A 24402-nucleotide genomic window follows, 5' to 3' on the forward strand; every position below is an offset into this window, starting at 1 on the left:
GACAGGAAACACTCGCATGGCATACACCACCTTTTCACAGACGAAGAACGATCAGCTGAAAGAGCCGATGTTTTTCGGCCAGTCGGTCAACGTCGCCCGTTACGATCAGCAAAAATATGACATCTTTGAAAAGCTGATTGAGAAACAGCTCTCCTTCTTCTGGCGTCCGGAAGAGGTTGACGTCTCGCGCGACCGCATCGACTTTCAGGCGCTGCCGGAGCATGAAAAACACATCTTCCTCAGCAACCTGAAATATCAGACGCTGCTGGACTCTATTCAGGGCCGCAGCCCGAACGTAGCCCTGCTGCCGCTGATCTCTATCCCTGAGCTGGAGACGTGGGTTGAAACCTGGGCGTTTTCCGAGACCATCCACTCGCGCTCCTACACTCATATTATCCGTAACATCGTTAACGATCCGGCGATTGTCTTCGATGATATCGTCACCAACGAGCAGATCCTCAAGCGTGCAGAGGGTATCTCCCACTTCTATGACGATCTGATCCAGCTGACCAGCTACTGGCACCTGCTGGGCGAAGGGACGCATACCGTCAACGGCCAGACCGTGACCGTGAACCTGCGCGAGCTGAAGAAGAAGCTCTACCTCTGCCTGATGAGCGTTAACGCGCTGGAAGCGATCCGTTTCTACGTCAGCTTTGCCTGCTCCTTCGCCTTTGCCGAGCGCGAGCTGATGGAAGGCAACGCCAAGATCATCCGTCTGATCGCCCGTGACGAAGCGCTGCACCTGACCGGCACCCAGCATATGCTGAACCTGCTGCGCAGCGGCGTGGACGATCCGGAGATGGCGGAGATCGCCGAAGAGTGCAAGCAGGAATCTTACGATCTCTTCGTGCAGGCAGCCCAGCAGGAGAAAGAGTGGGCAGAGTATCTCTTCCAGGGCGGCTCCATGATCGGCCTGAACAAAGATATTCTCTGTCAGTACGTGGAGTACATCACCAATATCCGCATGCAGGCGGTGGGTCTGGATCTGCCGTTTAAAACCCGCTCCAACCCGATCCCGTGGATCAACACCTGGCTGGTCTCTGACAACGTGCAGGTTGCACCGCAGGAAGTTGAAGTTAGCTCCTATCTGGTTGGCCAGATCGATTCGGAAGTGAACACCGACGATCTCAGCGACTTCCAGCTCTGATGGGAGCGGTGACGCTGCGCATCACTGGCGCACAGCTGCTGTGCCAGGATGAACATCCGTCGCTGCTGGCGGCGCTGGAGTTCCACAAGATCAACGTCGAGTACCAGTGCCGGGAGGGCTACTGCGGCTCCTGCCGCACCCGTCTGATTGCCGGCCAGGTTGAGTGGCTTACCGAGCCGCTGGCCTTTATCCAGGCGGGGGAGATCCTCCCCTGCTGCTGTCGGGCGATGGGCGATATCGAACTCGACCTGTAATGACTGGCCGACAAATATAAAAAATCCCTGAGCACATATATATGTTCAGGGATAAATTTCCGGGTTGACATCACTCACGCCGGAATAGCTAACTCTCCGTTATTTTCTCAGGGCTGCGCTGGAGTTCACTGACCCTGTAATAGATTGGCGTAATATCAACGTAGTTAATGATATAGCCGCTTCCCCTGACGTTGACGATAAAATCATCCGGTAATCCCAGCAGGCTAAGGCGTCGGTTAAGATTTTTTAATACCTGCCACAGGCGCTGGCTCGACGGCACCAGATCGTTCTCTTCCCACACCACGCGCAGCAGCTCTTCGCGCGGCACCGTCGTATGGCGGCCATGCTGTAATAGATAAACAAAAAGATGCAGCATCGTATGGTTAAATAATACCGAGCCAAAGATAAATGATTTATCGGCACGTCCCTGCGGCAGGCGATAGAGCCTTCGGTTTTCAATTTCGAAGTGAATTTCTTTGCCTATTACGTAACCGTATAGCCGATATCCCATCGTATCTTTACTCATATCTCTTAAAACTGTCCGTAGAGTGCCGTTCGATCCTTATTTCATAAGCCGCACTGATAATAAGAATGATTATATGGCGATAGTGAATACTTGCAACATACAGCCCGGCGCTTATTTTTTCACGCCACCGTACATGTAAATAAATTATTATTCGACGTTAACAGCAATATTTAGCGTTAAATAGTGAAAAAAGGTAAACAGAGAGTCGCACTGGGTCATCCAGGATCGCTGCGCGGATCATCAACATAATCTATTGATTTTACATGGTTTGTAAGAAGTAAATGCTGTGCGAACCTTACCTTTTTCTCAGGCATAAAAAAAGGGCCTTGCGGCCCTTTTCTATTTTAGCGCTTATTAGCGACGCGCCAGTACTTGCGCATGGTGACGTTTTTCACCGAACATCACCACTGTGAGCAGTAATACCGCCAGCACGCTGCCGCCAATCATCACCATGAAGCCACCGTCCCAGCCGAAGTAGTCAACGGTATAACCTACAATAGCACTCGCCGCGACCGAACCGCCCAGGTAACCAAACAGACCGGTAAAGCCTGCCGCCGTCCCGGCCGCTTTTTTCGGTGCCAGCTCCAGCGCATGCAGGCCGATTAGCATCACAGGACCGTAAATAAGGAAGCCGATAACAATCATGCAGGCCATATCCACGCCAGGGTTGCCCGCCGGGTTGAGCCAGTACACCACGGTAGCGATAGTCACCAGCGTCATAAAGAAGACGCCCGTCGCGCCACGGTTACCTTTAAACACCTTATCCGACATCCAGCCGCACAGCAGTGTGCCAGGGATCCCCGCATATTCATAGAGGAAGTAGGCCCAGGAGGATTTATCCAGCGCAAAGTGCTTCACCTCCCGCAGGTAGGTTGGCGACCAGTCGAGGATGCCGTAACGCAGCAAATAGACGAAGACGTTTGCCACTGCGATGTACCACAGCAGCTTGTTGGGCAGGACATACTTCATGAAGATCTGTTTGGCGGTCAGCTCCTCTTCGTGGTCTTCGCTGTAGTCATCCGGATAGTCATTTTTGTACTCTTCAATAGGCGGCAGACCCTGGGACTGCGGCGTATCACGCATCAGCGCAAAGGCAATCATCGCCACGACAATTGCACCAAACGCCGGCATATAGAGCGCCGCTTTCCAGTCGTTGAACCACGCCATCCCCAGCAGGAACAGCAGGGGCGGAATACCGCCGCCAACGTTATGCGCACAGTTCCACACCGAGACAATACCGCCGCGCTCTTTCTGCGACCACCAGTGAACCATGGTACGTCCGCACGGCGGCCATCCCATCCCCTGGAACCAGCCGCACAGGAAGAGCAGCACAAACATAACGGCAATGCTTGACGTCGCCCAGGGCACGAAGCCCATAAACAGCATCACCGCTGCCGCCAGAATCAGGCCGGCAGGCAGGAAAACGCGCGGGTTAGAGCGATCGGATACCGAGCCCATGATGAACTTGGAGAAGCCATAGGCAATGGAGATGCCCGATAGCGCAAATCCAAGGTCGCCGCGCGAAAACCCCTGCTCCACCAGATAAGGCATGGCGAGAGCAAAGTTTTTACGTACCAGGTAGTACGCCGCGTAACCAAAGAAGATGCCGATGAAGATTTGCCAGCGCAAACGACGGTACAGCGGATCAATTTCTGCCTTTCCCAGGCGCGCCTGATGTGGCGCTGGTTTAAAGATACTGAGCATGTAGCCTCCGTGGCTAAGTATTAAATTTGTAGGGGTTTAAGTGCCTCACCACTCCAGCGAGGCGGCGATGTTAAGGAATATCGGTAATTGTTACTGTGAATCCACGCACAGATTGTTACAGAAATATGACAGAATGCGCAAAAAAGCACATTAACCCACAAATTTATTTTCGAATTACGCTCGGTAGTGTTCGAAATCAAACAAAAAGCCGTTTCAACATGGCTAAATGATAAAAAAACGAACATGAGGGCAAAGAGTGACCATTCACGATCCTCACCATAGCGATGTGATAATCATTGGCGGCGGCGCGACCGGGGCGGGCATAGCACGCGACTGCGCCCTGCGTGGGCTAAACGTTGTGCTGGTCGAGCGCCATGATATTGCTACCGGTGCCACCGGACGTAATCACGGCCTGCTGCACAGCGGCGCACGTTATGCGGTTACCGATAACGAATCCGCCCGCGAGTGTATTGCGGAAAACCAGATCCTCAAGCGCATCGCCCGCCACTGTGTTGAACCTACCGACGGGCTGTTCATTACCCTTCCTGAAGACGATCTTGCGTTCCAGCAAACCTTTATTACCGCCTGCACCTCGGCAGGCATTGATGCCGAGGCCATCGATCCCCTTCTCGTTCGTCGGCTGGAGCCTGCCGTCAACCCGGCACTCATTGGCGCGGTTAAAGTCCCGGATGGCACCGTCGATCCCTTTCGCCTGACGGCGGCCAATATGCTGGATGCCCGGGAGCATGGGGCACGCATCCTGACGGGCCATGAGGTCACCGGACTGATTCGTCGCGGGGATAGCGTGTGCGGGGTGCGGCTCTTCAATACGCACTATCGTGAGCACAGCGAACGGTATGCCAGCATAGTCGTCAATGCGGCAGGCATCTGGGGGCAGCGCATTGCGGAGTATGCCGATCTCTCTATTCGGATGCTTCCGGCCAAAGGATCGCTACTGATCCTCGATCACCGTATTAATCACCACGTGATCAACCGCTGCCGGAAGCCTGCCGATGCCGATATCCTGGTGCCCGGCGATACCATCTCCTTAATTGGCACCACCTCCACCCGCGTTGACTATAGCGAAATCGATGCCAACCGGGTCACCGCTGAAGAGGTCGATACGCTGCTGCGCGAGGGTGAGAAGCTGGTCCCCATTATGAGCAGAACTCGCATTCTGCGCGCCTATGCCGGGGTACGCCCGCTGGTGGCAAGCGATGATGACCCGACCGGGCGCAGCGTCAGCCGCGGCATCGTGCTGCTCGATCATGCCCAGCGTGACGGGCTGGAGGGGTTTATCACCATTACCGGCGGGAAGCTGATGACCTATCGCCTGATGGCGGAGTGGGCTACCGACGCCGTGTGCCGCAAGCTCAATCATAACGCCCCCTGCACGACCGCCCGCGATCCGCTCCCCGGCTCACGGAAATCTATCAATGCAGCACGGAAGACCCTCTCGCTCCCCGCTCCGCTGCGCGGCTCGGCCCTCTATCGCCATGGCGACCGTATCTCTGCCTGGCCTGAAGATAGCCGCCACAGCCGCAGCCTGGTGTGCGAATGCGAGGCCGTTACCGCCGGAGAGGTACAGTATGCGGTTGAACATCTCAACGTGCGCTCCCTGCTCGATTTGCGCCGCCGGACCCGTGTCGGTATGGGCACCTGTCAGGGCGAGCTATGCGCCTGCCGGGCGGCGGGACTGCTCAACCGCCTCAACGTCACCAGCGAGGCGCAGACCCTAAGCCAGCTTTCGCAGTTTCTTAACGAGCGCTGGAAAGGGATCCAGCCCGTCGCATGGGGGGATGCGCTGCGGGAAAGCGAGTTTACCCGCTGGGTCTACATGGGGCTGTGCGGGCTGGAAAAGGGAGATTTAGATGAACTTTGATACGGTGATCATCGGCGGCGGGCTGGCTGGCCTGCTGTGCGGCATAACGCTGGCAGGTCGCGGCCAGCGCGTCGCCATCGTCAGCCGGGGACGGAGCGCGCTCAGCTTCTCCTCTGGCTCGCTGGATCTGCTCTCCCACCTGCCCAACGGCGAGAAGGTGACGGATCTTAACGCCGGGCTGGCGAGGCTGGCTGACCTTGCCCCGATGCACCCCTACGCGCTGCTGGGACCTGAGCGGGTAATTGAGTATGCACAGGAAGCCCAGCGCCTGCTGGCCAACTGTGGCCTGGTGATGCAGGGCCGCGTAGAGACGCCCCACTTGCGCGTAACGCCGCTGGGCGGGCTTCGCCAGGCATGGCTTAGCCCGCAGGAGGTGCCGGCTGCGCCATCGCCGGGCATGCACGTTGGCATCGTCGGCATTGAAGGTTTTCTCGACTTTCAGCCCGCGCTTGCCGCCGCCGGGCTGCGCAGGCTGGGAGTCACCGCTACCGCCCACGAAATGACTCTCCCTGCCCTCGATATTCTGCGTGACAACCCGAGCGAGTTTCGCGCCGTCACTATCGCCCGGGTGTTGGACGACGAGGCACAGTTTGCTCCGCTCTGTGACGCGCTCCGGTCTTTAAGCCGGGAGCATGATGTGCTTTGGCTACCCGCCTGCTTTGGCCTGGCGGATAGCTGCGTCTGGACCCGCCTCAATGAGGTTCTACACTGCAAAGTGCAGCTCCTGCCCACCTTACCGCCCTCGGTGCTCGGCATGCGGATGCACACGCTGCTCCAGCGGCAGTTTATTAAAAACGGTGGCGTCTGGCTGGCCGGTGACGAGGTGGTGAACGCTACCATCAGCGCAGGCCGGGTCAGCGCGCTATGGACGCGCAAGCATGAGGATATTCCCCTGCGTCCGCGGCATGTGGTGCTGGCCAGCGGCAGCTTTTTTAGCAACGGTCTGGTTGCCGAACGCCAGGGCATTCGCGAAGCGGTGCTGGGGTTAGAGGTTCAGCAGCCTGAGAGAGGCGATAGGTGTCGCGACGATCTGTTTGCTGCCCAACCGTGGCAGCAGTCTGGCGTACATACCGACGGTACGCTGCGTGGCTGGCAAAACGGCGAGCGGCTTGAAAATCTCTATGTTGCCGGTTCGGTGCTCGGCGGTTTCGATGCCATTACTCAGGGATGCGGCGGCGGGATCTGCGCCGTGACAGCGTTACACGCGGCGCGGCAGATTTGCGTCAGGGAGAAATTGCAATGAGCATGACGCAATTCGAGAGCTGTATAAAGTGCACCGTCTGCACCACTGCCTGTCCGGTAAGCCAGGTGAATCCGGCCTACAGCGGGCCAAAACAGGCCGGGCCGGACGGAGAGCGTCTGCGGCTTAAAGATCCGGCGCTGTTTGACGAGGCGCTGAGCTATTGTACCAACTGCAAGCGCTGTGAAACCGTCTGTCCGTCCGGGGTCAAAATTGGTGATATTATCCAGCGCGCACGCGCGCAGTACGCGCCACCTAAAAACACACTGCGCAATACCCTGCTCAGCCATACCGATCTCCTCGGCACGCTCTCCTCTCCGGTCGCGCCGCTGGTTAACGCTACGACCGGGCTAAAACCGGTACGCCAACTGCTCGACAAGGTGCTTAAAATTGATCATCGCCGGACGCTGCCTAAATACGCCCGCGGCACTTTTCGTCAGTGGTACCGGCGGCAGGCCGAGCGCCAGGCGGCATTCCCTGAGCAGGTGGCCTTTTTCCACGGCTGCTATGTCAATTACAACCAGCCCCAGTTAGGGAAAGATGTGGTGAAGGTCGCCAACGCGCTGGGGATCGGCGTACGGCTGCTGGATAAAGAGCGCTGCTGCGGCGTCCCGCTGATGGCTAACGGCTTCTATGATAAAGCCAAAAAGCAGGCGGCGGTGAACCTTCGCGCTCTTGAGCAGGCGATTATCGGTGACGGGCTGACGACGATTGCTACCTCCTCAACCTGCACCTTCACGCTGCGCGATGAGTATCCGCACCTGCTGGATCTGCCTAACGATCAACTGCGGCCGCATATTGACCTCGCCACGCGCTGGCTATGGCGCAGACTGGATGAGGGACGTACCCTGCCGCTGCGCACGCTACCGCTGACGGTGGCCTACCACACGCCCTGCCATATGGAGAGGATGGGCTGGACGCTCTACAGCCTGGAGCTGCTGCGGAAAATTCCGGGGGTGAAGGTGATTGTGCTGGACTCCCAATGCTGCGGCATTGCCGGGACCTACGGTTTCAAAGCGGAGAACTATCCCACCTCGCAGGCAATTGGTGCGCCGCTGTTTCGCCAGATTGAGGCGAGCGGCGCAGATATCGTGGTGACCGACTGCGAAACCTGCAAATGGCAAATCGAGATGTCCACCAGCAAACGCTGTGAACATCCCATTACTCTGCTGGCGCAGGCCCTGGCGGATTAGCCAACAAACAGGGAATCGACGACGTTTACCCAGCCGTGATCGCTGGCGACCTCTTTACCGCTGAGCCAGCGGCGTAGCATGTTCAGCGCCATCATGGCACACACCTCCTGGCGCGCCGCCACGCCGTGGCGTCCGGTGGTGAATTTAACCCGCAGAGCATGGGTGCCCTGCGGCGTGGCAAGAGCAAAGTTAATATGCTGCTCCTCATCCATTCCACCAACGGTCAGCGCCAGCCCGGCCAGATGACGGTTACGCAGCTCGACTGCCCAGCGTGCGGTCTGCTCCAGCGTGTCGGCCTGGAACGGCAGCACCTCACTCGCCAACAGCGGGGCGGAAGCGCGGGAGAGCTGCAACGCCAGCAGGCCGCTGGTGAACTGCTCGCTGACGGTCAGGCTGAGCTGCTGCTCACGCATCTTCTCTGCCAGCAGGGCCGGTAGCCCCTGGGTTCCTTCAAAAATCAGACTTTCCCCGGCGACGCGCTGCACCTCCGGCCACAGCGCTTCCATCGCCTCGCGCTGCTCCGCCGGGCCGGTCAGCTTCAGCTCAATAATCGGCATGGACGAGCGATAGCCCATCACCACCCCTTCCGGCAGCTGGAGGTGATCGAGACTCTGGGCCAGATCGCTCTCAGAGCGGCCAAAGGTGGTCAGGCGCAGGCAGACTGGCGGCGACGGCAGGCTAAAACGCGCCCGCAGACGCGGCAGGATCTCCTGCTGCACCATCACCTTAAATTCAGAGGGCACGCCTGGCGTAAAGAACATCAGGCAGCGGTTAAGCTTAACGGCAAAGCCGCATGCGGTGCCGACCGGGTTATCAATCAGCTCCGCGCTGGCCGGGATCTCCGCCTGCTTACGGTTGCTGGGCGCCATTACGCGTCCGCGTTCGGTAAAGAAGCGCTCCATGTGGCTGAGCCACTCTTTATGCAGCACCAGCTCTTCGCCTGCCGCAGTCGCTGCCGCCAGCGCGCTAAGATCGTCGCTGGTCGGGCCGAGACCGCCGTTAACGATGAGAACATCAGCATGTTCGCTGCGCTCGCGCAGGATGGCGACCAGATCGTTCAGGCTGTCGCCCACGGTGTTGCGGCGCGTCAACGGCAACCCTTCGGTGAAAAACAGATCGGCAAGCCAGGCGGCGTTGGTATCAATAATCTGACCGTGCAGGACTTCATCGCCGGTAGACAGCATTTCCACGTTTATCATCGTTACTCCGTACTCTCCCTTACCTGTTGTCGGAGTACTATAACGCATGAGGAAACAAATAGCGGCAGGATCCCGTGAGGGAAATGGCGCGGCAGATCGCCGCGCCGGGAGATTAGAAGCTGGCGCTAACCCCAACGTAAGGGCCATCGGCAAGTGCGTTATCACGGTTGCCGTCTTTACCTGCCAGGTTCAGGTAACGATAGCCGGCTTCAATGCTCAGCGGACGCATGATAGTCCAGCGCGCACCGGCGTTGGCTTCCTGATAGCTGTCGATACCGCTGGAGAGCGAATCTGGAGAGTAGTAGTACTCGCCAAACAGGCGGAAGCTGTCGCCGATCGGCCACTGCAGGCCGCCGCCGACCGCTGCGGCATAGCCTTCATCACCGTCGTTCGGGTTGGTATAGATACCTTTGCCGCCAACGGTGGCCAGCAACGGCCCGAGCGGAATATTCAGGCCCAGCCCCAGACCCGCAGCGTCGCCGTCGTCATCGCTGTGCGTCCAGTTGCCGCTTAACGCCAGGCCGCTGGTTTCGGTCCCAAACCCGGCCGCCAGGTTGGTGTAGTTTTCCCCCGCCTGACCGCTAAGGCTCAGCGCGCTGGCCGATGCTGATACCAGCATCAGGCTGGCCACTCCCCACAAAATTCTTTTATCCATTGCCCTTTTCCATACTAAAAATGTAATACGCCCCAAAACCGGCACAGTGTACAAGCCTTTACGCCCTGCCGATGGGCGAAAAGTGTTTTACACGGTTTAGCGACGCAGGGGAAGCGCTATCCGTCGCGCAGAGTCTGCTGCACCCAGTCGGCCAGCGACCGGCGGGAAATTTTAATCCCCCCGCCGTTAAGGCGCTCGGGCAGGGCCAGCCAGTGCACGGGCTGTTGGAAGCGAGCGAGTTTGCCACTGACCCACTCCGCCAGCGCGTCGATAGCAAAGCCGCTACTGCACGCCACCACGGCCACCGGACGCTGACCAAATTCGCGATCGGCCAGCGGCACCACAAACGCCTGCTGCACGTGGGGATGAGCGACAATGACCCGCTCCACCTCCTCAGGCTGGATCCCCTCCCCACCGCTAAAGAAAAGATTATCTATGCGCCCAAGAATGCTTAGCCGCCCGTCGCTCAGCACGCCGCGATCGCGAGTGGCAAACCAGCCCTCGCCGTTAACTAGCGGAATAAGCTCGCCATGACGCCAGTAGCCTGCGGCCATGCTCTCGCCGCGCAGCCACACTTCGCCGTTGACGATCCGCACCTCGCGCCCCGGCAGCGGCTGGCCAACGTCCGGCTCGCCGTCGGCTATTTTTGCACACACCGTAGAGGCAAACTCGGTCAGTCCGTAGCCGCACCAGGTGCGGATCCCTTGTTCGCGGGCGCGAGTGGTAAGCTCAACCGGAATGGCCGCGCCTCCCAGTAAAACAGCCTTAAGGCTTACGCTGGCGCTCTCCTCCAACAGGCGCCAGAGCTGGGTTGGTACCAGCGAGGCGTGGGTACACCCCTCCAGTGCCTGTGCCAGAGGCTGTTTGTCGCGTACCGTCAGCCGCCCTCCTGCCAGCAGCCAGCGCCACAGGATCCCCTGACCGGAAACGTGAAACAGCGGCAGGGAGAGCAGCCAGTCATCCTCCTGACCATAGGGGAGCAGGGCCAGCACACCTCGCGCGCTGGCCAGATGCGCGGCAGCAGTATGTACCGCTGCCTTCGGCAGGCCGGTAGAACCAGAGGTTAAGGTCATGGAAGCCAGTCGCTGCGGCTGCCACGAGGCGTCTCCATCGCCCTCTGCTTCGCCCATGACGAGCGCCGGAAGCCCAGTGGCGTGACAGTTATTATCAAAACTCAATGTATGTTGTAACGAAAGCGGCGACAGCAGCGCTGTCAACAGCGCCTCAGGCAATTGAGGATTGATATGCAGCACCCGCGTCCCGCACTGGAGCAGCGCCAGCCAGGCCAGCAGCGTCTGCGGTGAGTTGTCCGCGCGCAGCAGCACGCCATCTCCAGGCCGAACGTTCTGCAGGGTAAAGCCCGCCGCCAGCGCATCGATGCGCGCACAGAGCACACGCCAGCTTAGCGTTTCGTTATTCAAACGCACGGCGGCGGCATCGCCCCGCAGCCTACACCAGTGGCGCCAGGGCCAGTCGGCAAACATCATCGCAGCGGCTCCAGGGAGGCAATATCAAGGCACGGTAGAGCGCTGCCCGGCCAGCGGCGAACCTGCTGGGCCTGCATCAGACTCAGCGTGTCGAGACCCGGGATGGTCTGCGGCGTCAGCCAGGCGGCAATTCGCGCCAGCTGGGTCAGGCCGAGGCTTGACTCAATGGAAGAGCTGATTACCGCCGTCATCCCCAGCGCGTGAGCGACCTGCACCTGATGACACACCTTCTCCAGCGCGCCGGTAAGCGTCGGCTTGATTACCACCGCCTTGACCCCCGCCTCTGCGACAAACGCAAAATCAGCCTCGCGCAGGCTCTCATCCCAGGCGATGGCGATCCCGGTGTCGCGAGCAAAGGCTAACGAGTCGGCACGAGTTCGGCACGGCTCCTCCAGAAAAGCGATGCGGCCGCGATGCTCCGGATGAACATACTTCGCGAACTGCTGCGCTTTTTGTGGGGTCCAGGCGCGGTTAGCGTCCAGCCGCAGCTTAAGTTCAGGTACCGCTTCGAGGAGGAGATTGACCACCATGCCGTCGCGGACCGCTTCATAGAGGCCAACCTTCACCTTCGCGACCTTCTCGCCAGACATTTTAGCCAGCTGTAACACCAGCTCATCAGGATCGCCGGTGCAGAGCGGCACGGCGCGGTAGTCCGCCCTCTCAGGCAAGTTTCCGGCCAGCTCCGCCTGCGCGCAGCTAATGCCAAAGGCTACCGACGGCATCTCCGGTAGCGTCTCTGCGCCCTGTAACCAACGCTCAACCCACGCCAGCAGGGAGATCTCCGCTTCGTCACGGGTTTCATGGCTGAAACCCGGCAGAGGTGAAATTTCGCCCCATCCTTCACGATTGCCGTCACTCAGGCAGAGATAGAGACCCTCGCGAGTTTTCAGCCGCCGCTCGCGCAGCACGACCCCCGCATCCATCGGGAGCTGCCAGCGGTAAACCTGCGCCCGACGCATTACGGGTTCCGTTTAAATTTACTGAAATCAGGCTGGCGCTTCTCGTTGAAGGCGTTGCGCCCCTCCTGCCCCTCTTCGGTCATGTAGAAGAGCATGGTGGCATTGCCCGCCAGCTCCTGGAGACCTGCCTGGCCGTCGCAGTCGGCGTTGAGGGCCGCCTTCAGGCAACGCAGCGCCATCGGGCTGTTTTGCAGCATCTCACGGCACCAGCGCACCGTCTCTCTCTCCAGGTCGGCAATCGGCACCACGGTATTGACCAGCCCCATATCCAGTGCCTGCTGCGCGTCGTACTGACGGCACAGGAACCAGATTTCACGCGCCTTTTTCTGCCCAACGATGCGGGCCATGTATGCCGCGCCCCAGCCGCCGTCGAATGAGCCTACCTTTGGGCCGGTCTGGCCGAATATCGCGTTCTCTGCCGCAATGGTCAGATCGCACATCATATGCAACACATGTCCGCCGCCGATCGAGTAGCCCGCTACCATCGCCACCACCGGTTTCGGACAGGTGCGGATCTGGCGCTGGAAGTCGAGCACGTTAAGGTGGTGCACTCCGGAATCGTCCTGATAGCCGCCATAGTCGCCGCGTACCTTCTGGTCGCCCCCGGCACAGAAGGCTTTTTCACCTTCGCCGGTGAGGATAATCACCCCAACCGCATCATCGTAGCGGGCGTCCGCCAGCGCCTGGAGCATCTCTTTCACCGTCAGAGGGCGAAACGCATTGCGCACCTGCGGGCGGTTGATGGTGATTTTGGCAATGCCGTCAGAGGATTTGTGGTAGCGAATATCGCTGTAGCCTTCAGAGCAGTCCTGCCACTCAACCGGCGCATAAAGCATGGATTCATCGGGGTAGATCATCAGGGTTCCTTAATCAGTAGCGCAAAATATGCGCCAGACAGGCCGCCGTCCCGCCAGGGTTTTCCCGGTGGGCGTTGTGTCCGGCGTTGTTAATCAGCTGGCAGGAGGCCGCAAGCTCTGCGCCGAGGGCGCGGAATTTGCGATCGTGCTCGCCGCACAGATAGTGAAAGGGGAAATGGCACCGGTGCAGCGCCGGACGGAGATCGGGCTGCACCGCCAGCGAGGTGGCCTCCAGCATCGCAGCCAGCGCCGCGCCGCTGTTTTCGCTGCGTAGCGTCACCAGCTCATGGCGCTGTAATGCACTCAGCCCGGCAAAAACCGGCTGTCGATACCAGTCGGTAAAGACGTCTGAAAGCGGTTCATGACGGAAGCGCTGCGCCCAGCGGGCATCAGAGAGCCAGCGTGCCTCGCGAGCAGCGGCATGGGTTAGCCCTGGATGCGCTCCCTCCACGATCGCGCCTTCTAATCCAGCGGGATGCTGGCAAGCGAAAAACATGGCGATGCGCCCGCCGAGGGAGTATCCCACCAGCCAGCACTTAAGTATGTTGTAACTAACAAGGGTGGCGCTCAGCTGCAAACACACTTCATCAAAGTCGCGTGCGAAAACCGCCGATGAACCGCCGTGACCGGGAAGATCGATATAGAGCCGAGGGTGGCGGGAGAAACGCTCCCCTACTGTCATCCACTCCCGGCAATCGCCAGCGAAGCCGTGCAAGAATACCAGCCAGGGCAGCTCGGCCTGTCCCGCTTTCGCCACCGCGTGGAGGATCATAGCTGGCTCACCTGGGCAAGGAGCTGCTGCAAGGTTTGCGCCCCCGCCTGCGGATCAACCACCACCTCAATAAGCGTCGCCTGCGGCGTGCGCCAGGCTCCCGTGAGCGCCGTCTCCAGCCCTGCCCAGCTCTCTGGGCGGTGGTAGGCCAGACCGAACATCGCCGCCGCATGGTCAAAGTGAACGTTCTGCGGCATCAGGTAGAACTGCTCGCGCTCGGCCTGCGGGGTCGGTAGCAGAGAGAAGATCTGCCCGCCGTTGTTGTTCACCACGATCAGCACAAAGGGGGCAGAGACCTGGCGCAGCAGCGCCAGCGCGTTGAGATCGTAGAGAGCTGAGAGATCGCCCACCAGGGCCAGCGTCGGCCTTGCGGTGGCGCGCTGCACCCCGGCAGCGGTAGAGAGCAGACCGTCAATGCCGCTGGCCCCTCGGTTGCTGTACACCGGATAGCCCGCAGGCAGCTGTCCGAGGGCATCCACCAGACGCACGACCAGGCTATTGCCGAGGAAAAGCTGCCCCTGCTGCGGCAGAAACTCCGCCAGGCGGTGTGCCAGCTGCGCTTCGCCAAAGGTTTCACGCCGGGCAGTGGCAGCCTGCCAGGCCTGCTCCGCCAGGGGTGAGAGGGTCGTATACCACGGATGGCGTTTTTCTGCGGGGTGCAGGGCCAACCACTCGCCGATGCCGGATAGCAGCCGCCGTCCGCGATGGTGCGCCGGATCGAGACGGCCTGCAATGTTATCAACCAGCCAATACTCTTCGGGGGTACAGGTCGCCTGCCAGTGTAACAGCCGTTTTCCGGTCAGGCTGCTGCCCAGCTGAATGACAATCTGCGCCTCGGCCAGCTCGCTCACCGCGCTGGCGTTGCCCAGCCACAGATCGGCGCAGGGCAGCGGCTGCCCGGTTTGGGAGAGTACGTCACCTATCAGAGGCCATCCCAACGTTTGTGCCCACTCCGCCACCCGTTTGCCCTCGGCGGCACTCATCCGCCCGGCCACCACAACGCCGCGCTTCTGCCGCCAGAAGAACCAGTCCCGCTGTTTTTCGCTCTGGCGACGGATATCCTCCCGCAGCCAGGGTCGGCCGCTCTGCCACCAGTTGCCCAACGTGCGCTGCCACTCAAGGCCGGAGTCATCCAGCTCGCCGTAAAGCGGTTCCGCAAAGGGACAGTTGATATGCACCGCACCACCGTGCAGCGCGCCAAGCGCGTTATCCAGCGTAGAGACCAGCCAGCGGGCCGGGATCTCCTGGGCCGGACGCGGCAGCGCGACTGTCTGTGCCGGATGAGAAGCAAACATGCCCGGCTGACGGATCGCCTGATTCGCACCGCAGTCAATAAGCTCTGGCGGGCGATCGGCAGTCAGCAAAATCAGCTTTTCACCTGTCAATCCGGCTTCGATAAGCGCTGGATAGAGATTCGCCACCGCCGTACCAGAGGTGACAATTACCGCCACCGGCTGCTGGCTGGCCTTTGCCAGCCCGAGTGCCAGATGGCCCAATCCGCGTTCGTCAAAATGGGTGTGGTGGATAAAGGCCTTATTCTGCGCAGCCGCCAGGGTGAGCGGCGTTGAGCGGGAGCCGGGCGCGATGCAGACGTGTCTGACCCCGTGCCGCGCCAGCGTTTCGAGGATAACCTCCGCCCAGCGCCGGTTGAATGAGCTTGCTGACATGAGTTTGTCCGGTATCAAGAATACGGACCAGTATACGGAAACGTAGAGGCGGGATTTTTGATGTAAATCGGTAAGGCGTGAGGAAGCGAGAAAAAACAGCGGGCGCTGCCCTTAAGACAGCGCCCGCGTCGGGAAGCGCGTTACGCAGTATTAGCGACGCAGCAGCAGACCTAAAACCAGACCCGCCGCGGCACCAATACCAACGCCCTGCCACGGTTTTTCATGCACGTAATCATCTGCACGGTACGCCGCCTGCTTAGCACGCACGTAATAGGTGTCAGATGCCTGGCTAACGCGGGTTTTCACATCGTGCAGGGCCTGCTCGGCGCGTGCTTTCAGCTCGACATATTTCTGGTCGGCCGGATCGCCGGAGGAGCGTAGCACTTCTTCCAGCGTGTCGCTTAGCAGGGTCAGGTCGTCATCGATACGGGTACTCGTAAATTGGTTAGACATTAGGTTTCTCCATGTTTTGCACCTGTCAGCTAACTATAGACAATGACTTGCGGTTACGCCTGGTCAACTTTAGGTGTCATTTCACGCGCCATACCAATATGTGGGATGCCATCTTCATCATAGACGTCGGTCACTGGAACAAAGCCAAAGTGGCGATAGAAGTTCTGTAGATGTGCCTGCGCGCCCAGATATATCGGGCTTTGCGGCCAGTTTTGGTTACAGCGGGCAACCGCCCTCTCCATCAGTTGGTAACCGAGTTTTTCTCCCCGCACCGCAGCGCTAACGATGACGCGGCCAATGGTCACTGGAGCAAAATCATCCTCGCTTTTCAGAATCCTCGCATACGCCACCAGCTGATTATCCTGCCAGCCCAGCAGGTGACGGTTTTCACCAACCAGATCGTCGCCATCCACGTCGAGATAGACGCAGTTCTGCTCAACGACGAAAACTTCACAGCGCAGCTTCAGCAGGGCGTAGAGTTCAGGGACGGTTAGTTCAGAATGATGCAGGTCTTGCCAGCGGATCATGGTGCGCTCCTTTTTATGCGTAGCTCGCTATAATAAGGCTTTTACCGACCCAGAGCGCATATGGAACTGATATTTTTAGGCACTTCGGCAGGCGTCCCCTCGCGCACGCGAAACGTCAGCGCGACGCTGCTCAATCTCCGTCACCCGACCCAGCCCGCGCTGTGGCTGATTGACTGTGGAGAAGGTACCCAGCAGCAGATGCAGCGTACTGCCTGGCATCCCGGCAAACTGGATCGCATATTCATTACCCATCTCCACGGAGATCACATCTTTGGCCTGCCGGGCCTGCTTTGCAGCCGCTCAATGGCGGGAAACGTCCATCCGCTGACTATCTATGGTCCTAAAGGGTTGCGGGAGTTTATCGATACAGCGCTGCGCCTGAGCGGCTCCTGGACCGACTATCCGTTAACGGTAGTGGAGATAGAAGCGGGTTCGGTGGTGGATGATGGCCTGCGCCGCGTCACCGCCGTTGCCCTTAACCATCCCGTAGAGTGTTACGGCTATCGCATCGAAGAGCACGACAAACCCGGCGCGCTCGATGCCGCCGCGTTGATGGCACAGGGCGTTAAGCCCGGCCCGCTGTTTCAGCGTTTGAAAGCCGGCGAGAGCGTTACGCTGGAAGATGGCCGACGCATTAACGGCAAAGATTTTCTTGCCCCCGCCGTGCCGGGAAAAAAGCTGGCGATGTTTGGCGACACCGCTCCCTGCTCCGGCGCGCTGACGCTGGCCCGGGGCGTAGACGTGATGGTGCATGAAACGACGCTGGAAGCGGAAATGGAGGCGAAGGCCAATAGCCGGGGCCACAGCTCGACGCGTCAGGCGGCACAGCTGGCGCAGGAGGCAGGCGTAGGCAGGCTGATTATGACGCACATCAGCTCACGCTACGATGTCGAGGGCTGCCAGAGACTGCTGGCGGAGTGTCAGGTCATCTTCCCTGAGACGCTGCTGGCCGAGGATTTTGCGGTGGTAGCAATTTGATGTAAAACGCGCCTCCACTTTTTCCCCAGCGTGCCGATAACTGTCTAAACGCAGGTACTTCACTCTGAGGGCATAATGGATAGTTTCCAGAAAGATATTGACGACAGGGCCAATCTCACCCTGTCCAACCGCTTTGAGCTGTTACTGTTTCGCCTTGGCACGTCACAACATGAACAGAAATCAGAACTCTACGGCATCAACGTATTTAAGCTGCGTGAAATTGTCCCCATGCCTGTGTTTACCCGCCCTGCCGGGATGAAATCGCCCCTGCTGGGAATGGTCAATATTCGCGATCAGGTGATCCCAGTTATTGACCTCCCTGCCGTGGCTGGCTGCAAACCCACCACCGGCCTGAACATTCTGCTGATTACCGAGTACGCCCGCAGCGTGCAGGCGTTTGCCGTCGAGTCGGTTGAGAACATCACCCGTCTGGACTGGAAGCAGGTACATACGGCGGAAAAAGCGATTAACGGCCGCTACATTACCAGTATCGCCTGCCTCGACGAGGAAAAAGACACCAACAACCTGGCGCTGGTGCTGGACGTTGAGCAGATCCTCTATGATATTGTGCCGTCCGATCATGACGTGCACGCCAACAATGCCGCAGTGCAGAAATTCAATATCAAACCGGGCGCGGTAGCGATCGTCGCCGAGGACTCAAAGGTAGCACGCGCGATGCTGGAGAAGGGACTGGAGACGATGCAGATCCCGAACCAGATGCACATAACCGGCAAAGACGCATGGGAGAAGATCCAGCTGCTTGCCCAGCAGGCGGAAGCAGAAGGCGTACCGGTGAGCGATAAGATTGCCATGGTGCTGACCGACCTCGAGATGCCAGAGATGGACGGCTTTACCTTGACGCGCAAAATCAAGACCGACCCGCGCCTGAAGCACATTCCGGTGGTGATCCACTCCTCGCTCTCCGGCAGCGCCAATGAGGACCACGTCCGTAAGGTACAGGCCGACGGCTACGTCGCCAAGTTTGAAGTGACCGAGCTGTCGGCGGTGCTGAAAGAGGTACTGGATCGTGCGGCAAGCAAGGCCAACGGTCCGCTGATCAGCCACAAGCAGGCGGTATAGCCTACCGAAGGACATAAAAAAACGCCGACAAGTCGGCGTTTTTTATTAGTATTACAGCACGGTTACATCAGCGGCTGGGCCATCTGTACCAGGCTGATTAGCGGCTGCGGATAGACACCCAGCAGCAGCACCAGCAGGGCAGAGATCAGCACTACGATCCCGCCCGCGCTGTAGGCCCAGTCCGACGGCGCATCGCGGTTAAGCTGCTGCGGCGCGCTGAGATAGAGGCTTACTGCCACGCGCAGGTAGTAGTAGAGACCAATGGCCGAGCCGATTACCACTGCCGCCGTCAGCCACCACAGGTGGGCATTCACACCCACCGCCAGCACGTAGAATTTACCGATAAAGCCAAGCGTCATCGGGATCCCCGCCAGGGAGAGCATCATCACCGTCATCACCGCAGAGAGGATCGGACGGTGCCAGAACAGACCGCGGTAGGAGTAGAGCGAGTCGGCATCCGGGCCACGGTACGGGCTGGACATCAGGCTCACCACGCCGAACGCGCCGAGGCTGCTGAACAGGTAGCCTGCCAGGTAGACACCCACCGTCTCCATCGACATCTCGCCGCTCTGCAGGGCAATTAGCGCCACCAGCAGGTAGCCGAGGTGAGAGATAGAGGAGTAGCCAAGCAGACGCTTGATGTTGGTCTGGCTCAGCGCCATCAGGTTACCGAAGATGATCGAGGCAAAGGCAATAACGCCCAGCACCACGCGAACCGCTTCGCTCTCACCCACCGGTGCGTAGAGGAACAGACGCATCACCACGCCAAAGATGGCGATCTTGCTGGCGGTCGCCAGGAAGGTGGAGACCGGAGCAGGTGCGCCCTGGTAGACGTCTGGCGTCCAGAGATGGAACGGCACCAGTGACAGCTTGAAGCCAAGACCGACGATCATCAGGCCGAGACCGATAAGCAGCAGCGGCTCGTGCAGCATACCGTCACCGAGGCTCTTACCAATTGCCAGGAACGACAGGTTGCCGGAGTTGGCATACACCAGCGCCATACCGAACAGCAGGAACGACGATGCTGCGGCAGAGAGGATGGTGTACTTGATGCTCGCTTCCAGAGAGCGTTTCTGGCGGAAAGCATAGCCAATCAGGCCAAACAGTGGCAGGGAGATCAGTTCAATGCCGAGGAACAGCGCTGCCAGATGGTTAGCGTTGGCCAGCAGAATGCCACCAAGGGCGGCAATCAGCACCAGCAGATAGAACTCCTCTTTATTGTCTTTATACCCTTCCAGCCACGGGTAGGCAAAGGTACAGGTCGCAAGGCTCGCCAGCAGGACCAGACCCGTATAGAGCATGGAGAAGCCGTCAACGCGCATTAGCGGCGTCACGTCCATTGCGCCCGCCTGGCCCACCAGCCAGAGTGAAACCAGCGCGGCGTTCAGGCCGACAACGGCGATCGTGGCGTTCAGGAAGTGGTTGCGTCGCCACGCAATGGAGAGCATCACAACCACCACCGTCAATCCGACGATCAGCAGCGGTAGCAGCGCGATCAGGTGTTGTGGAGTAAGAGTCATATGCGCTTTACGGCCTTGTAGTAGTAACGGAATTAACAAACCACTGCTGGATATTGCTCATCGCAGAGTGCGAGGTATCCAGAATCGGCTGCGGATAGAAGCCAAGCAGTACCAGAAGTACCACCAGCAGCAGGATGATGAACAGCTCACGCAGCGACATCCCTGGCAGATCTTTAGCGGCAATTTCACTCTTCGCCTTACCGAAGTAGGCGCGGTGCAGCATCGCCAGCGAGTAAACCGAGGCGAAAACCAGACCAAAGGTCGAGATAACGGTAATGACCGGTACGACGCCGTAGCTGCCGAAAAGGATCATAAACTCGCCCACGAAGTTACCGGTACCCGGCATCCCAAGGGTGGCAACGGCAAAGAACATCGACAAGGCTGGCAGCCACTTAATCTTGCTCCACAAACCGCCCATCATGCGCATATCACGGGTGTGCAGGCGCTCATAGAGCTGGCCACAGATGATGAACAGACCGGCCGCAGAAAGACCGTGAGCAATCATCTGGATCACCGCGCCCTGGTAGGCCAGCTGGTTGCCGGTATAGATGGCGATCAGCACGAAGCCCATATGGGAGACGGAGGTGTAGGCAATCAGACGTTTGATATCGGTCTGGGCAAAGGCCATCCACGCGCCGTAGAAGATACCGATCACACCCAGCCACATGGCGATAGGCGCAAACTCGGCAGAGGCGTTGGGGAACAGCGGCAGCGCAAAGCGCAGCAGACCGTAGGCGGCGGTTTTCAGCAAAATCCCTGCGAGGTCAACGGAACCCGCGGTCGGTGCCTGAGAGTGTGCGTCCGGCAGCCAGCCGTGCAGCGGTACCACCGGCATTTTCACCGCAAAGGCGAGGAAGAAGCCCAGCATCAGCAGGTATTCCACGCCGTGGGACATCGGGGTGTTCAGCAGCAGCTCGTAGTTGAAGGTCCAGACGCCAGTGGCGCTGTAGTGGACAAACACCAGCCCGAGGATTGCAATCAGCATCACCAGCCCGCTCGCCTGGGTATAGATGAAGAATTTGGTGGCCGCCGTGATACGCGTTTTACCGTCGGAGGCCTTGTGGCCCCAGAGCGCGATCAGGAAGTACATCGGCACCAGCATCATCTCCCAGAAGAAGAAGAACAGGAACATGTCGATGGCAAGGAACACGCCGATCACGCCGCCCAGGATCCACATCAGGTTGAGGTGGAAGAAGCCCTGGTACTTTTCGATCTCACGCCATGAGCAGAGAACCGCCAGCACGCCAAGGAAGCCGGTCAGCACCACCATCAACAGCGACAGGCCGTCCAGCGCCAGGTGAATAGTGATGCCGAAGCGTGGGATCCACGGCAGCACAAACTCCGATTGCCACTGCGGCAGGCCCGAAGCCTGGGTAAGCGAATAGCCGCCCTGCATCCAAAGCTGCAGAGAGAGCGCCAGCGTCAGCCCCATTGTTACCAGCGCGATCCAGCGCGGCACTTTCACGCCGAAGCGTTCAGTCAGCCAGCACAGGAAGCCGCCGATAAAGGGAATCAGTATTAGCCAGGGTAATAACATGGCGATATTTGTTCCTTGTTAAAGTCTAAATTGCCCGGTGGCGCTAGCGCTTACCGGGCTTACCGATTAACGCAATACCACCAGCAGGGCAAGCACCACGACCGCACCAACGCTCATGGATGCCACATACCAGCGTAGCTGTCCGTTTTCGCTGAACAGCAGGCCTTTTCCAGCAAAGCGGGAGAGAATAGCCGGCGTGTTCATCACTGCATTCAGCGGATCGCGCTTAATCAGCCACGCAATGCCGAGGAAAGGCTTAACGAAGATTTTGTCGTACAACCAGTCGAAGCCCCAGGCGTTGTACCACCAGGTACCCAGCAGACGGCCCGGCGCGCTGTTGGCAATGGAAGTCACCAGCGTACGCTTGCCTAACCACAGCCATGCGGCTATCAGGATCCCGGCGATAGCCACCACGCCCGATGTGATTTCCAGGGTCAGTACGCGACCGTGTTCAAGCTCGGTGGTATCCGGGAGCACGCCCTGCAGCGGCGGTACAATCATCGCCCCAACAAAGGTCGAGAGCACCAGCAGTACAAGCAGCGGCAGGTGGTGGGTGATCCCCTTCCCTGCGTGGGCATGGATCTGCTCTTTGCCGTGGAAGACGATAAAGATCATCCGGAAGGTATAAAGCGAGGTCATGAACGCACCGACCAGGCCCGCCACCATCAGGTTGATATGACCGTTAGCCATCGCTCCGGCAAGGATCTCATCCTTACTGAAGAAGCCCGCGGTAATCAGCGGCAGGGCCGCCAGCGCCGCGCCGCCTACCAGGAAGCAGACGTAGACCAGCGGAATCGACTTACGCAGCCCGCCCATCTTGAAGATGTTCTGCTCATGGTGGCAAGCAAGGATCACCGAACCGGACGAGAGGAACAGCAGCGCTTTAAAGAACGCGTGGGTCATCAGATGGAAAATCGCCGCATCCCATGCCTGCACGCCCAGCGCGAGGAACATGTAGCCAATCTGGCTCATGGTGGAGTAAGCGAGAACGCGTTTGATGTCGGTCTGTACCAGCGCCGCAAAACCGGCCAGCACCAGAGTAATCGCGCCAATGATACCGACCAGATGCAGGATCTCCGGCGTCATCAGGAACAGGCCGTGGGTACGGGCGATCAGATAGACACCGGCGGTCACCATCGTTGCGGCATGGATCAGCGCCGAGACCGGTGTCGGACCAGCCATCGCGTCTGCCAGCCAGGTCTGCAACGGCAGCTGTGCGGATTTACCCACCGCACCGCCCAGCAGCATCAGCGTCGCCCACGTCAGCATATTGTTACCCGCTTCGAAGTGCGCAGGTGCCAGCTCGACCATCTCACGGAAGTTCAGCGTGCCCAGCTCGGTGTAGAGGATGAACAGGGCGAAAGCGAGGAAGACGTCACCCACGCGGGTTACAACGAACGCTTTCATTGCTGCCGCGCCGTTCTTCGGATCGGTGTAGTAGAAGCCGATCAGCAGATAGGAGCAGAGACCCACGCCTTCCCAGCCGAGGTACATCAGCAGCAGGTTGTCCGCCAGCACCAGCACCACCATGCTCGCGATGAACAGGTTGGTGTAGGCGAAGAAGCGGGAGTAGCCCTCCTCCCCGCGCATGTACCAGGAGGCAAACATGTGGATCAGGAAGCCAACGCCGGTGACCACCGAGAGCATGGTCAGCGACAGGCCGTCCAGCACCAGGTTGAAGCCGATGTTGAAATCGCCTACTGCCATCCAGGTCCACAGCGGCTGGCTGAACGCTTCGCGTCCGTTGTTAAAGAAGTCAACGCCCGCAATCGCCGTTACCAGCGCCGCCAGCCCTACAGAACCCATCCCCACCGCAGCGGAGAGGTTTTCCGACCAGCGGCCACGGGAAAACGACAGAAGCAGGAAGCCAATCAATGGCAAAATAATGGTTAAGGCAAGCATGTTCATCCACGCAACTCACTTACTGAATCGATATTCAGGTTCTGGCGACGGCGATGCAGCTGGAGCAGCAGCGCCAGGCCAATGCTGGCCTCTGCGGCCGCGAGGCTAATCGCGAGGATATACATCACCTGGCCGTCGGTCTGGCCCCAGTAGCTGCCCGCAACGACAAAAGCCAGCGCGGCGGCGTTAATCATGATTTCCAGCCCGATCAGCATGAACAGCAGGTTGCGGCGGATGATAAGCCCCGTCAGCCCGAGCACAAACAGAACGGCGGCGAGGATCAATCCGTGTTGTAAGGGGATCATACGTGCTCCTCCGTTTTTCTTTTCGCATCCGCCGGACGATTGCTGAGCACCTCGCCCGGACGCTCTTCGCGGCCAACGTGGAAGGCCACAACCAGACCGGCCAGCAGCAGCATAGACGCCAGCTCAACCGCCAGAACGTATGGCCCAAACAGCGTGATGCCCACCGCTTTCGCGCTAATCGACGTGCCGTCAATGCCCTGATCGTTAACGGTAAGAATGGCGTAAATCATCACCGCCAGCAGTACGGCAGAGACCAGCCCAGGGCCGATCCATACCTGCGGCTTCAGCCACTGGCGTTCCTGCTCGATTTCGGCTCCGCCAAGGTTAAGCATCATCACCACGAACACAAACAGCACCATGATGGCCCCGGCGTAGACGATAATCTCCAGCGCACCGGCGAAGTAGGCGCCAAGGGAGAAGAAGACCCCGGAAATGGCCAGCAGGGAGACAATCAGGTACAGCAGCGCATGCACCGGATTGGTATGCGTGATCACGCGTAGCGTAGTCACGATGGCGATAAGGCCACAGATATAAAAAGCGAACTCCATTGCCCCTCTC

23 protein-coding genes are annotated in these 24402 nt (G+C 59.2%); 7 read left to right on the plus strand and 16 right to left on the minus strand.

The window, feature by feature from the left end; all coding sequences use genetic code 11:
• Positions 1–16 precede the first annotated feature (16 nt).
• A complete protein-coding gene (nrdB, locus tag RTN40_RS16000) occupies positions 17–1147 on the plus strand; it encodes a class Ia ribonucleoside-diphosphate reductase subunit beta (RefSeq protein WP_312229329.1) in 1131 nt (376 codons plus the stop codon).
• On the plus strand, positions 1147–1401 hold the full coding sequence (gene yfaE, locus RTN40_RS16005; RefSeq protein ID WP_312229330.1) for a class I ribonucleotide reductase maintenance protein YfaE: 255 nt from the start codon (positions 1147–1149) through the stop codon (positions 1399–1401). The genes nrdB and yfaE overlap by 1 nt, the downstream gene beginning before the upstream one ends.
• Before the next feature lie 88 nt (positions 1402–1489).
• Here the strand turns inward: yfaE and RTN40_RS16010 are convergent, their stop codons facing one another.
• Positions 1490–1927 carry a helix-turn-helix domain-containing protein gene (locus RTN40_RS16010; protein WP_312212260.1) on the minus strand — a complete coding sequence of 146 codons (438 nt, stop codon included), beginning with the start codon at positions 1925–1927 and terminating at the stop codon, positions 1490–1492.
• Between the two features lie 354 nt (positions 1928–2281).
• Positions 2282–3631 (minus strand): glycerol-3-phosphate transporter, encoded by a 1350-nt coding sequence (gene glpT, locus RTN40_RS16015; RefSeq protein WP_312229331.1) that lies wholly within the window; start codon positions 3629–3631, stop codon positions 2282–2284.
• A gap of 256 nt (positions 3632–3887) precedes the next feature.
• Here glpT and glpA point away from each other — a divergent pair, with 256 nt between their 5' ends.
• Genes glpA through glpC form a run of 3 tightly spaced genes read left to right on the plus strand, consistent with a single transcriptional unit; the run spans position 3888 to position 7946 of the window.
• Positions 3888–5513: an anaerobic glycerol-3-phosphate dehydrogenase subunit A gene (glpA, locus tag RTN40_RS16020; protein WP_312229332.1), complete on the plus strand. Its 1626-nt coding sequence runs from the start codon at positions 3888–3890 to the stop codon at positions 5511–5513.
• Positions 5503–6756, plus strand: coding sequence for a glycerol-3-phosphate dehydrogenase subunit GlpB (gene glpB / locus RTN40_RS16025; RefSeq protein ID WP_312229333.1), 1254 nt, complete (start codon positions 5503–5505; stop codon positions 6754–6756). The genes glpA and glpB overlap by 11 nt, the downstream gene beginning before the upstream one ends.
• Positions 6753–7946, plus strand: a complete 1194-nt coding sequence (glpC, locus tag RTN40_RS16030; RefSeq protein WP_312229334.1) for an anaerobic glycerol-3-phosphate dehydrogenase subunit GlpC — start codon at positions 6753–6755, stop codon at positions 7944–7946. The genes glpB and glpC overlap by 4 nt, the downstream gene beginning before the upstream one ends.
• On the opposite strand, the gene RTN40_RS16035 is transcribed toward glpC, so the two are convergent.
• The 9 genes from RTN40_RS16035 to RTN40_RS16075 all read right to left on the minus strand — a co-directional run bounded on the left by RTN40_RS16035 (position 7943) and on the right by RTN40_RS16075 (position 16522).
• Positions 7943–9145: a nicotinamide mononucleotide deamidase-related protein YfaY gene (locus RTN40_RS16035; protein ID WP_312229335.1), complete on the minus strand. Its 1203-nt coding sequence runs from the start codon at positions 9143–9145 to the stop codon at positions 7943–7945. The two genes, glpC and RTN40_RS16035, sit on opposite strands and share 4 nt — an antisense overlap.
• A gap of 112 nt (positions 9146–9257) precedes the next feature.
• Positions 9258–9800, minus strand: coding sequence for a YfaZ family outer membrane protein (locus RTN40_RS16040; RefSeq protein WP_312229336.1), 543 nt, complete (start codon positions 9798–9800; stop codon positions 9258–9260).
• Between the two features lie 116 nt (positions 9801–9916).
• On the minus strand, positions 9917–11287 hold the full coding sequence (gene menE / locus RTN40_RS16045; RefSeq protein ID WP_312229337.1) for an o-succinylbenzoate--CoA ligase: 1371 nt from the start codon (positions 11285–11287) through the stop codon (positions 9917–9919).
• Positions 11284–12246, minus strand: coding sequence for an o-succinylbenzoate synthase (menC, locus tag RTN40_RS16050; protein WP_312229338.1), 963 nt, complete (start codon positions 12244–12246; stop codon positions 11284–11286). Before menC ends, menE begins: the two co-directional genes overlap by 4 nt.
• On the minus strand, positions 12246–13103 hold the full coding sequence (menB, locus tag RTN40_RS16055) for a 1,4-dihydroxy-2-naphthoyl-CoA synthase (RefSeq protein ID WP_312229339.1): 858 nt from the start codon (positions 13101–13103) through the stop codon (positions 12246–12248). Before menB ends, menC begins: the two co-directional genes overlap by 1 nt.
• A gap of 13 nt (positions 13104–13116) precedes the next feature.
• Entirely contained in the window at positions 13117–13875 is a 759-nt protein-coding gene (menH, locus tag RTN40_RS16060) for a 2-succinyl-6-hydroxy-2,4-cyclohexadiene-1-carboxylate synthase (RefSeq protein WP_312229340.1), read from the minus strand.
• Positions 13872–15542 carry a 2-succinyl-5-enolpyruvyl-6-hydroxy-3-cyclohexene-1-carboxylic-acid synthase gene (menD, locus tag RTN40_RS16065; RefSeq protein WP_312229341.1) on the minus strand — a complete coding sequence of 557 codons (1671 nt, stop codon included), beginning with the start codon at positions 15540–15542 and terminating at the stop codon, positions 13872–13874. Before menD ends, menH begins: the two co-directional genes overlap by 4 nt.
• Before the next feature lie 150 nt (positions 15543–15692).
• Positions 15693–15995, minus strand: coding sequence for a stress response protein ElaB (gene elaB / locus RTN40_RS16070; RefSeq protein WP_312229342.1), 303 nt, complete (start codon positions 15993–15995; stop codon positions 15693–15695).
• Between the two features lie 53 nt (positions 15996–16048).
• On the minus strand, positions 16049–16522 hold the full coding sequence (locus tag RTN40_RS16075) for a GNAT family N-acetyltransferase (protein ID WP_312229343.1): 474 nt from the start codon (positions 16520–16522) through the stop codon (positions 16049–16051).
• Between the two features lie 60 nt (positions 16523–16582).
• Here RTN40_RS16075 and rbn point away from each other — a divergent pair, with 60 nt between their 5' ends.
• Positions 16583–17500, plus strand: coding sequence for a ribonuclease BN (gene rbn / locus RTN40_RS16080; protein ID WP_312229344.1), 918 nt, complete (start codon positions 16583–16585; stop codon positions 17498–17500).
• 75 nt (positions 17501–17575) lie between these two features.
• A complete protein-coding gene (locus tag RTN40_RS16085) occupies positions 17576–18580 on the plus strand; it encodes a chemotaxis protein (RefSeq protein WP_312229345.1) in 1005 nt (334 codons plus the stop codon).
• A 62-nt stretch (positions 18581–18642) separates the two neighbouring features.
• Here RTN40_RS16085 and nuoN read toward each other — a convergent pair whose 3' ends face one another.
• The 5 genes from nuoN to nuoJ form a co-directional block, all read right to left on the minus strand.
• On the minus strand, positions 18643–20100 hold the full coding sequence (gene nuoN, locus RTN40_RS16090; protein WP_312229346.1) for an NADH-quinone oxidoreductase subunit NuoN: 1458 nt from the start codon (positions 20098–20100) through the stop codon (positions 18643–18645).
• Positions 20101–20107: 7 nt separating this feature from the next.
• Positions 20108–21637: an NADH-quinone oxidoreductase subunit M gene (gene nuoM, locus RTN40_RS16095; RefSeq protein WP_312229347.1), complete on the minus strand. Its 1530-nt coding sequence runs from the start codon at positions 21635–21637 to the stop codon at positions 20108–20110.
• Between the two features lie 66 nt (positions 21638–21703).
• Positions 21704–23545, minus strand: a complete 1842-nt coding sequence (nuoL, locus tag RTN40_RS16100) for an NADH-quinone oxidoreductase subunit L (protein ID WP_312229348.1) — start codon at positions 23543–23545, stop codon at positions 21704–21706.
• Positions 23542–23844, minus strand: a complete 303-nt coding sequence (nuoK, locus tag RTN40_RS16105) for an NADH-quinone oxidoreductase subunit NuoK (protein ID WP_312212278.1) — start codon at positions 23842–23844, stop codon at positions 23542–23544. The genes nuoL and nuoK overlap by 4 nt, the downstream gene beginning before the upstream one ends.
• Positions 23841–24392, minus strand: coding sequence for an NADH-quinone oxidoreductase subunit J (gene nuoJ, locus RTN40_RS16110; protein ID WP_312229349.1), 552 nt, complete (start codon positions 24390–24392; stop codon positions 23841–23843). Before nuoJ ends, nuoK begins: the two co-directional genes overlap by 4 nt.
• Positions 24393–24402 lie beyond the last annotated feature (10 nt).

The sequence above is a fragment of the Pseudescherichia sp. genome, assembly GCF_031987975.1.
In the GTDB taxonomy this organism is placed as follows: Bacteria; Pseudomonadota; Gammaproteobacteria; order Enterobacterales; family Enterobacteriaceae; genus Pseudescherichia.

Excerpts from the sequence above, each read along its gene's own strand:
- nrdB (WP_312229329.1), top strand. The coding sequence starts at position 17 with ATGGCATACACCACCTTTTCACAGACGAAGAACGATCAGCTGAAAGAG.
- yfaE (WP_312229330.1), top strand. The coding sequence starts at position 1,147 with ATGGGAGCGGTGACGCTGCGCATCACTGGCGCACAGCTGCTGTGCCAG.
- RTN40_RS16010 (WP_312212260.1), bottom strand. The coding sequence starts at position 1,927 with ATGAGTAAAGATACGATGGGATATCGGCTATACGGTTACGTAATAGGC.
- glpT (WP_312229331.1), bottom strand. The coding sequence starts at position 3,631 with ATGCTCAGTATCTTTAAACCAGCGCCACATCAGGCGCGCCTGGGAAAG.
- glpB (WP_312229333.1), top strand. The coding sequence starts at position 5,503 with ATGAACTTTGATACGGTGATCATCGGCGGCGGGCTGGCTGGCCTGCTG.
- glpC (WP_312229334.1), top strand. The coding sequence starts at position 6,753 with ATGAGCATGACGCAATTCGAGAGCTGTATAAAGTGCACCGTCTGCACC.
- RTN40_RS16035 (WP_312229335.1), bottom strand. The coding sequence starts at position 9,145 with ATGATAAACGTGGAAATGCTGTCTACCGGCGATGAAGTCCTGCACGGT.
- RTN40_RS16040 (WP_312229336.1), bottom strand. The coding sequence starts at position 9,800 with ATGGATAAAAGAATTTTGTGGGGAGTGGCCAGCCTGATGCTGGTATCA.
- menE (WP_312229337.1), bottom strand. The coding sequence starts at position 11,287 with ATGATGTTTGCCGACTGGCCCTGGCGCCACTGGTGTAGGCTGCGGGGC.
- menC (WP_312229338.1), bottom strand. The coding sequence starts at position 12,246 with ATGCGTCGGGCGCAGGTTTACCGCTGGCAGCTCCCGATGGATGCGGGG.
- menB (WP_312229339.1), bottom strand. The coding sequence starts at position 13,103 with ATGATCTACCCCGATGAATCCATGCTTTATGCGCCGGTTGAGTGGCAG.
- menH (WP_312229340.1), bottom strand. The coding sequence starts at position 13,875 with ATGATCCTCCACGCGGTGGCGAAAGCGGGACAGGCCGAGCTGCCCTGG.
- menD (WP_312229341.1), bottom strand. The coding sequence starts at position 15,542 with ATGTCAGCAAGCTCATTCAACCGGCGCTGGGCGGAGGTTATCCTCGAA.
- elaB (WP_312229342.1), bottom strand. The coding sequence starts at position 15,995 with ATGTCTAACCAATTTACGAGTACCCGTATCGATGACGACCTGACCCTG.
- RTN40_RS16075 (WP_312229343.1), bottom strand. The coding sequence starts at position 16,522 with ATGATCCGCTGGCAAGACCTGCATCATTCTGAACTAACCGTCCCTGAA.
- rbn (WP_312229344.1), top strand. The coding sequence starts at position 16,583 with ATGGAACTGATATTTTTAGGCACTTCGGCAGGCGTCCCCTCGCGCACG.
- RTN40_RS16085 (WP_312229345.1), top strand. The coding sequence starts at position 17,576 with ATGGATAGTTTCCAGAAAGATATTGACGACAGGGCCAATCTCACCCTG.
- nuoN (WP_312229346.1), bottom strand. The coding sequence starts at position 20,100 with ATGACTCTTACTCCACAACACCTGATCGCGCTGCTACCGCTGCTGATC.
- nuoM (WP_312229347.1), bottom strand. The coding sequence starts at position 21,637 with ATGTTATTACCCTGGCTAATACTGATTCCCTTTATCGGCGGCTTCCTG.
- nuoL (WP_312229348.1), bottom strand. The coding sequence starts at position 23,545 with ATGAACATGCTTGCCTTAACCATTATTTTGCCATTGATTGGCTTCCTG.
- nuoK (WP_312212278.1), bottom strand. The coding sequence starts at position 23,844 with ATGATCCCCTTACAACACGGATTGATCCTCGCCGCCGTTCTGTTTGTG.
- nuoJ (WP_312229349.1), bottom strand. The coding sequence starts at position 24,392 with ATGGAGTTCGCTTTTTATATCTGTGGCCTTATCGCCATCGTGACTACG.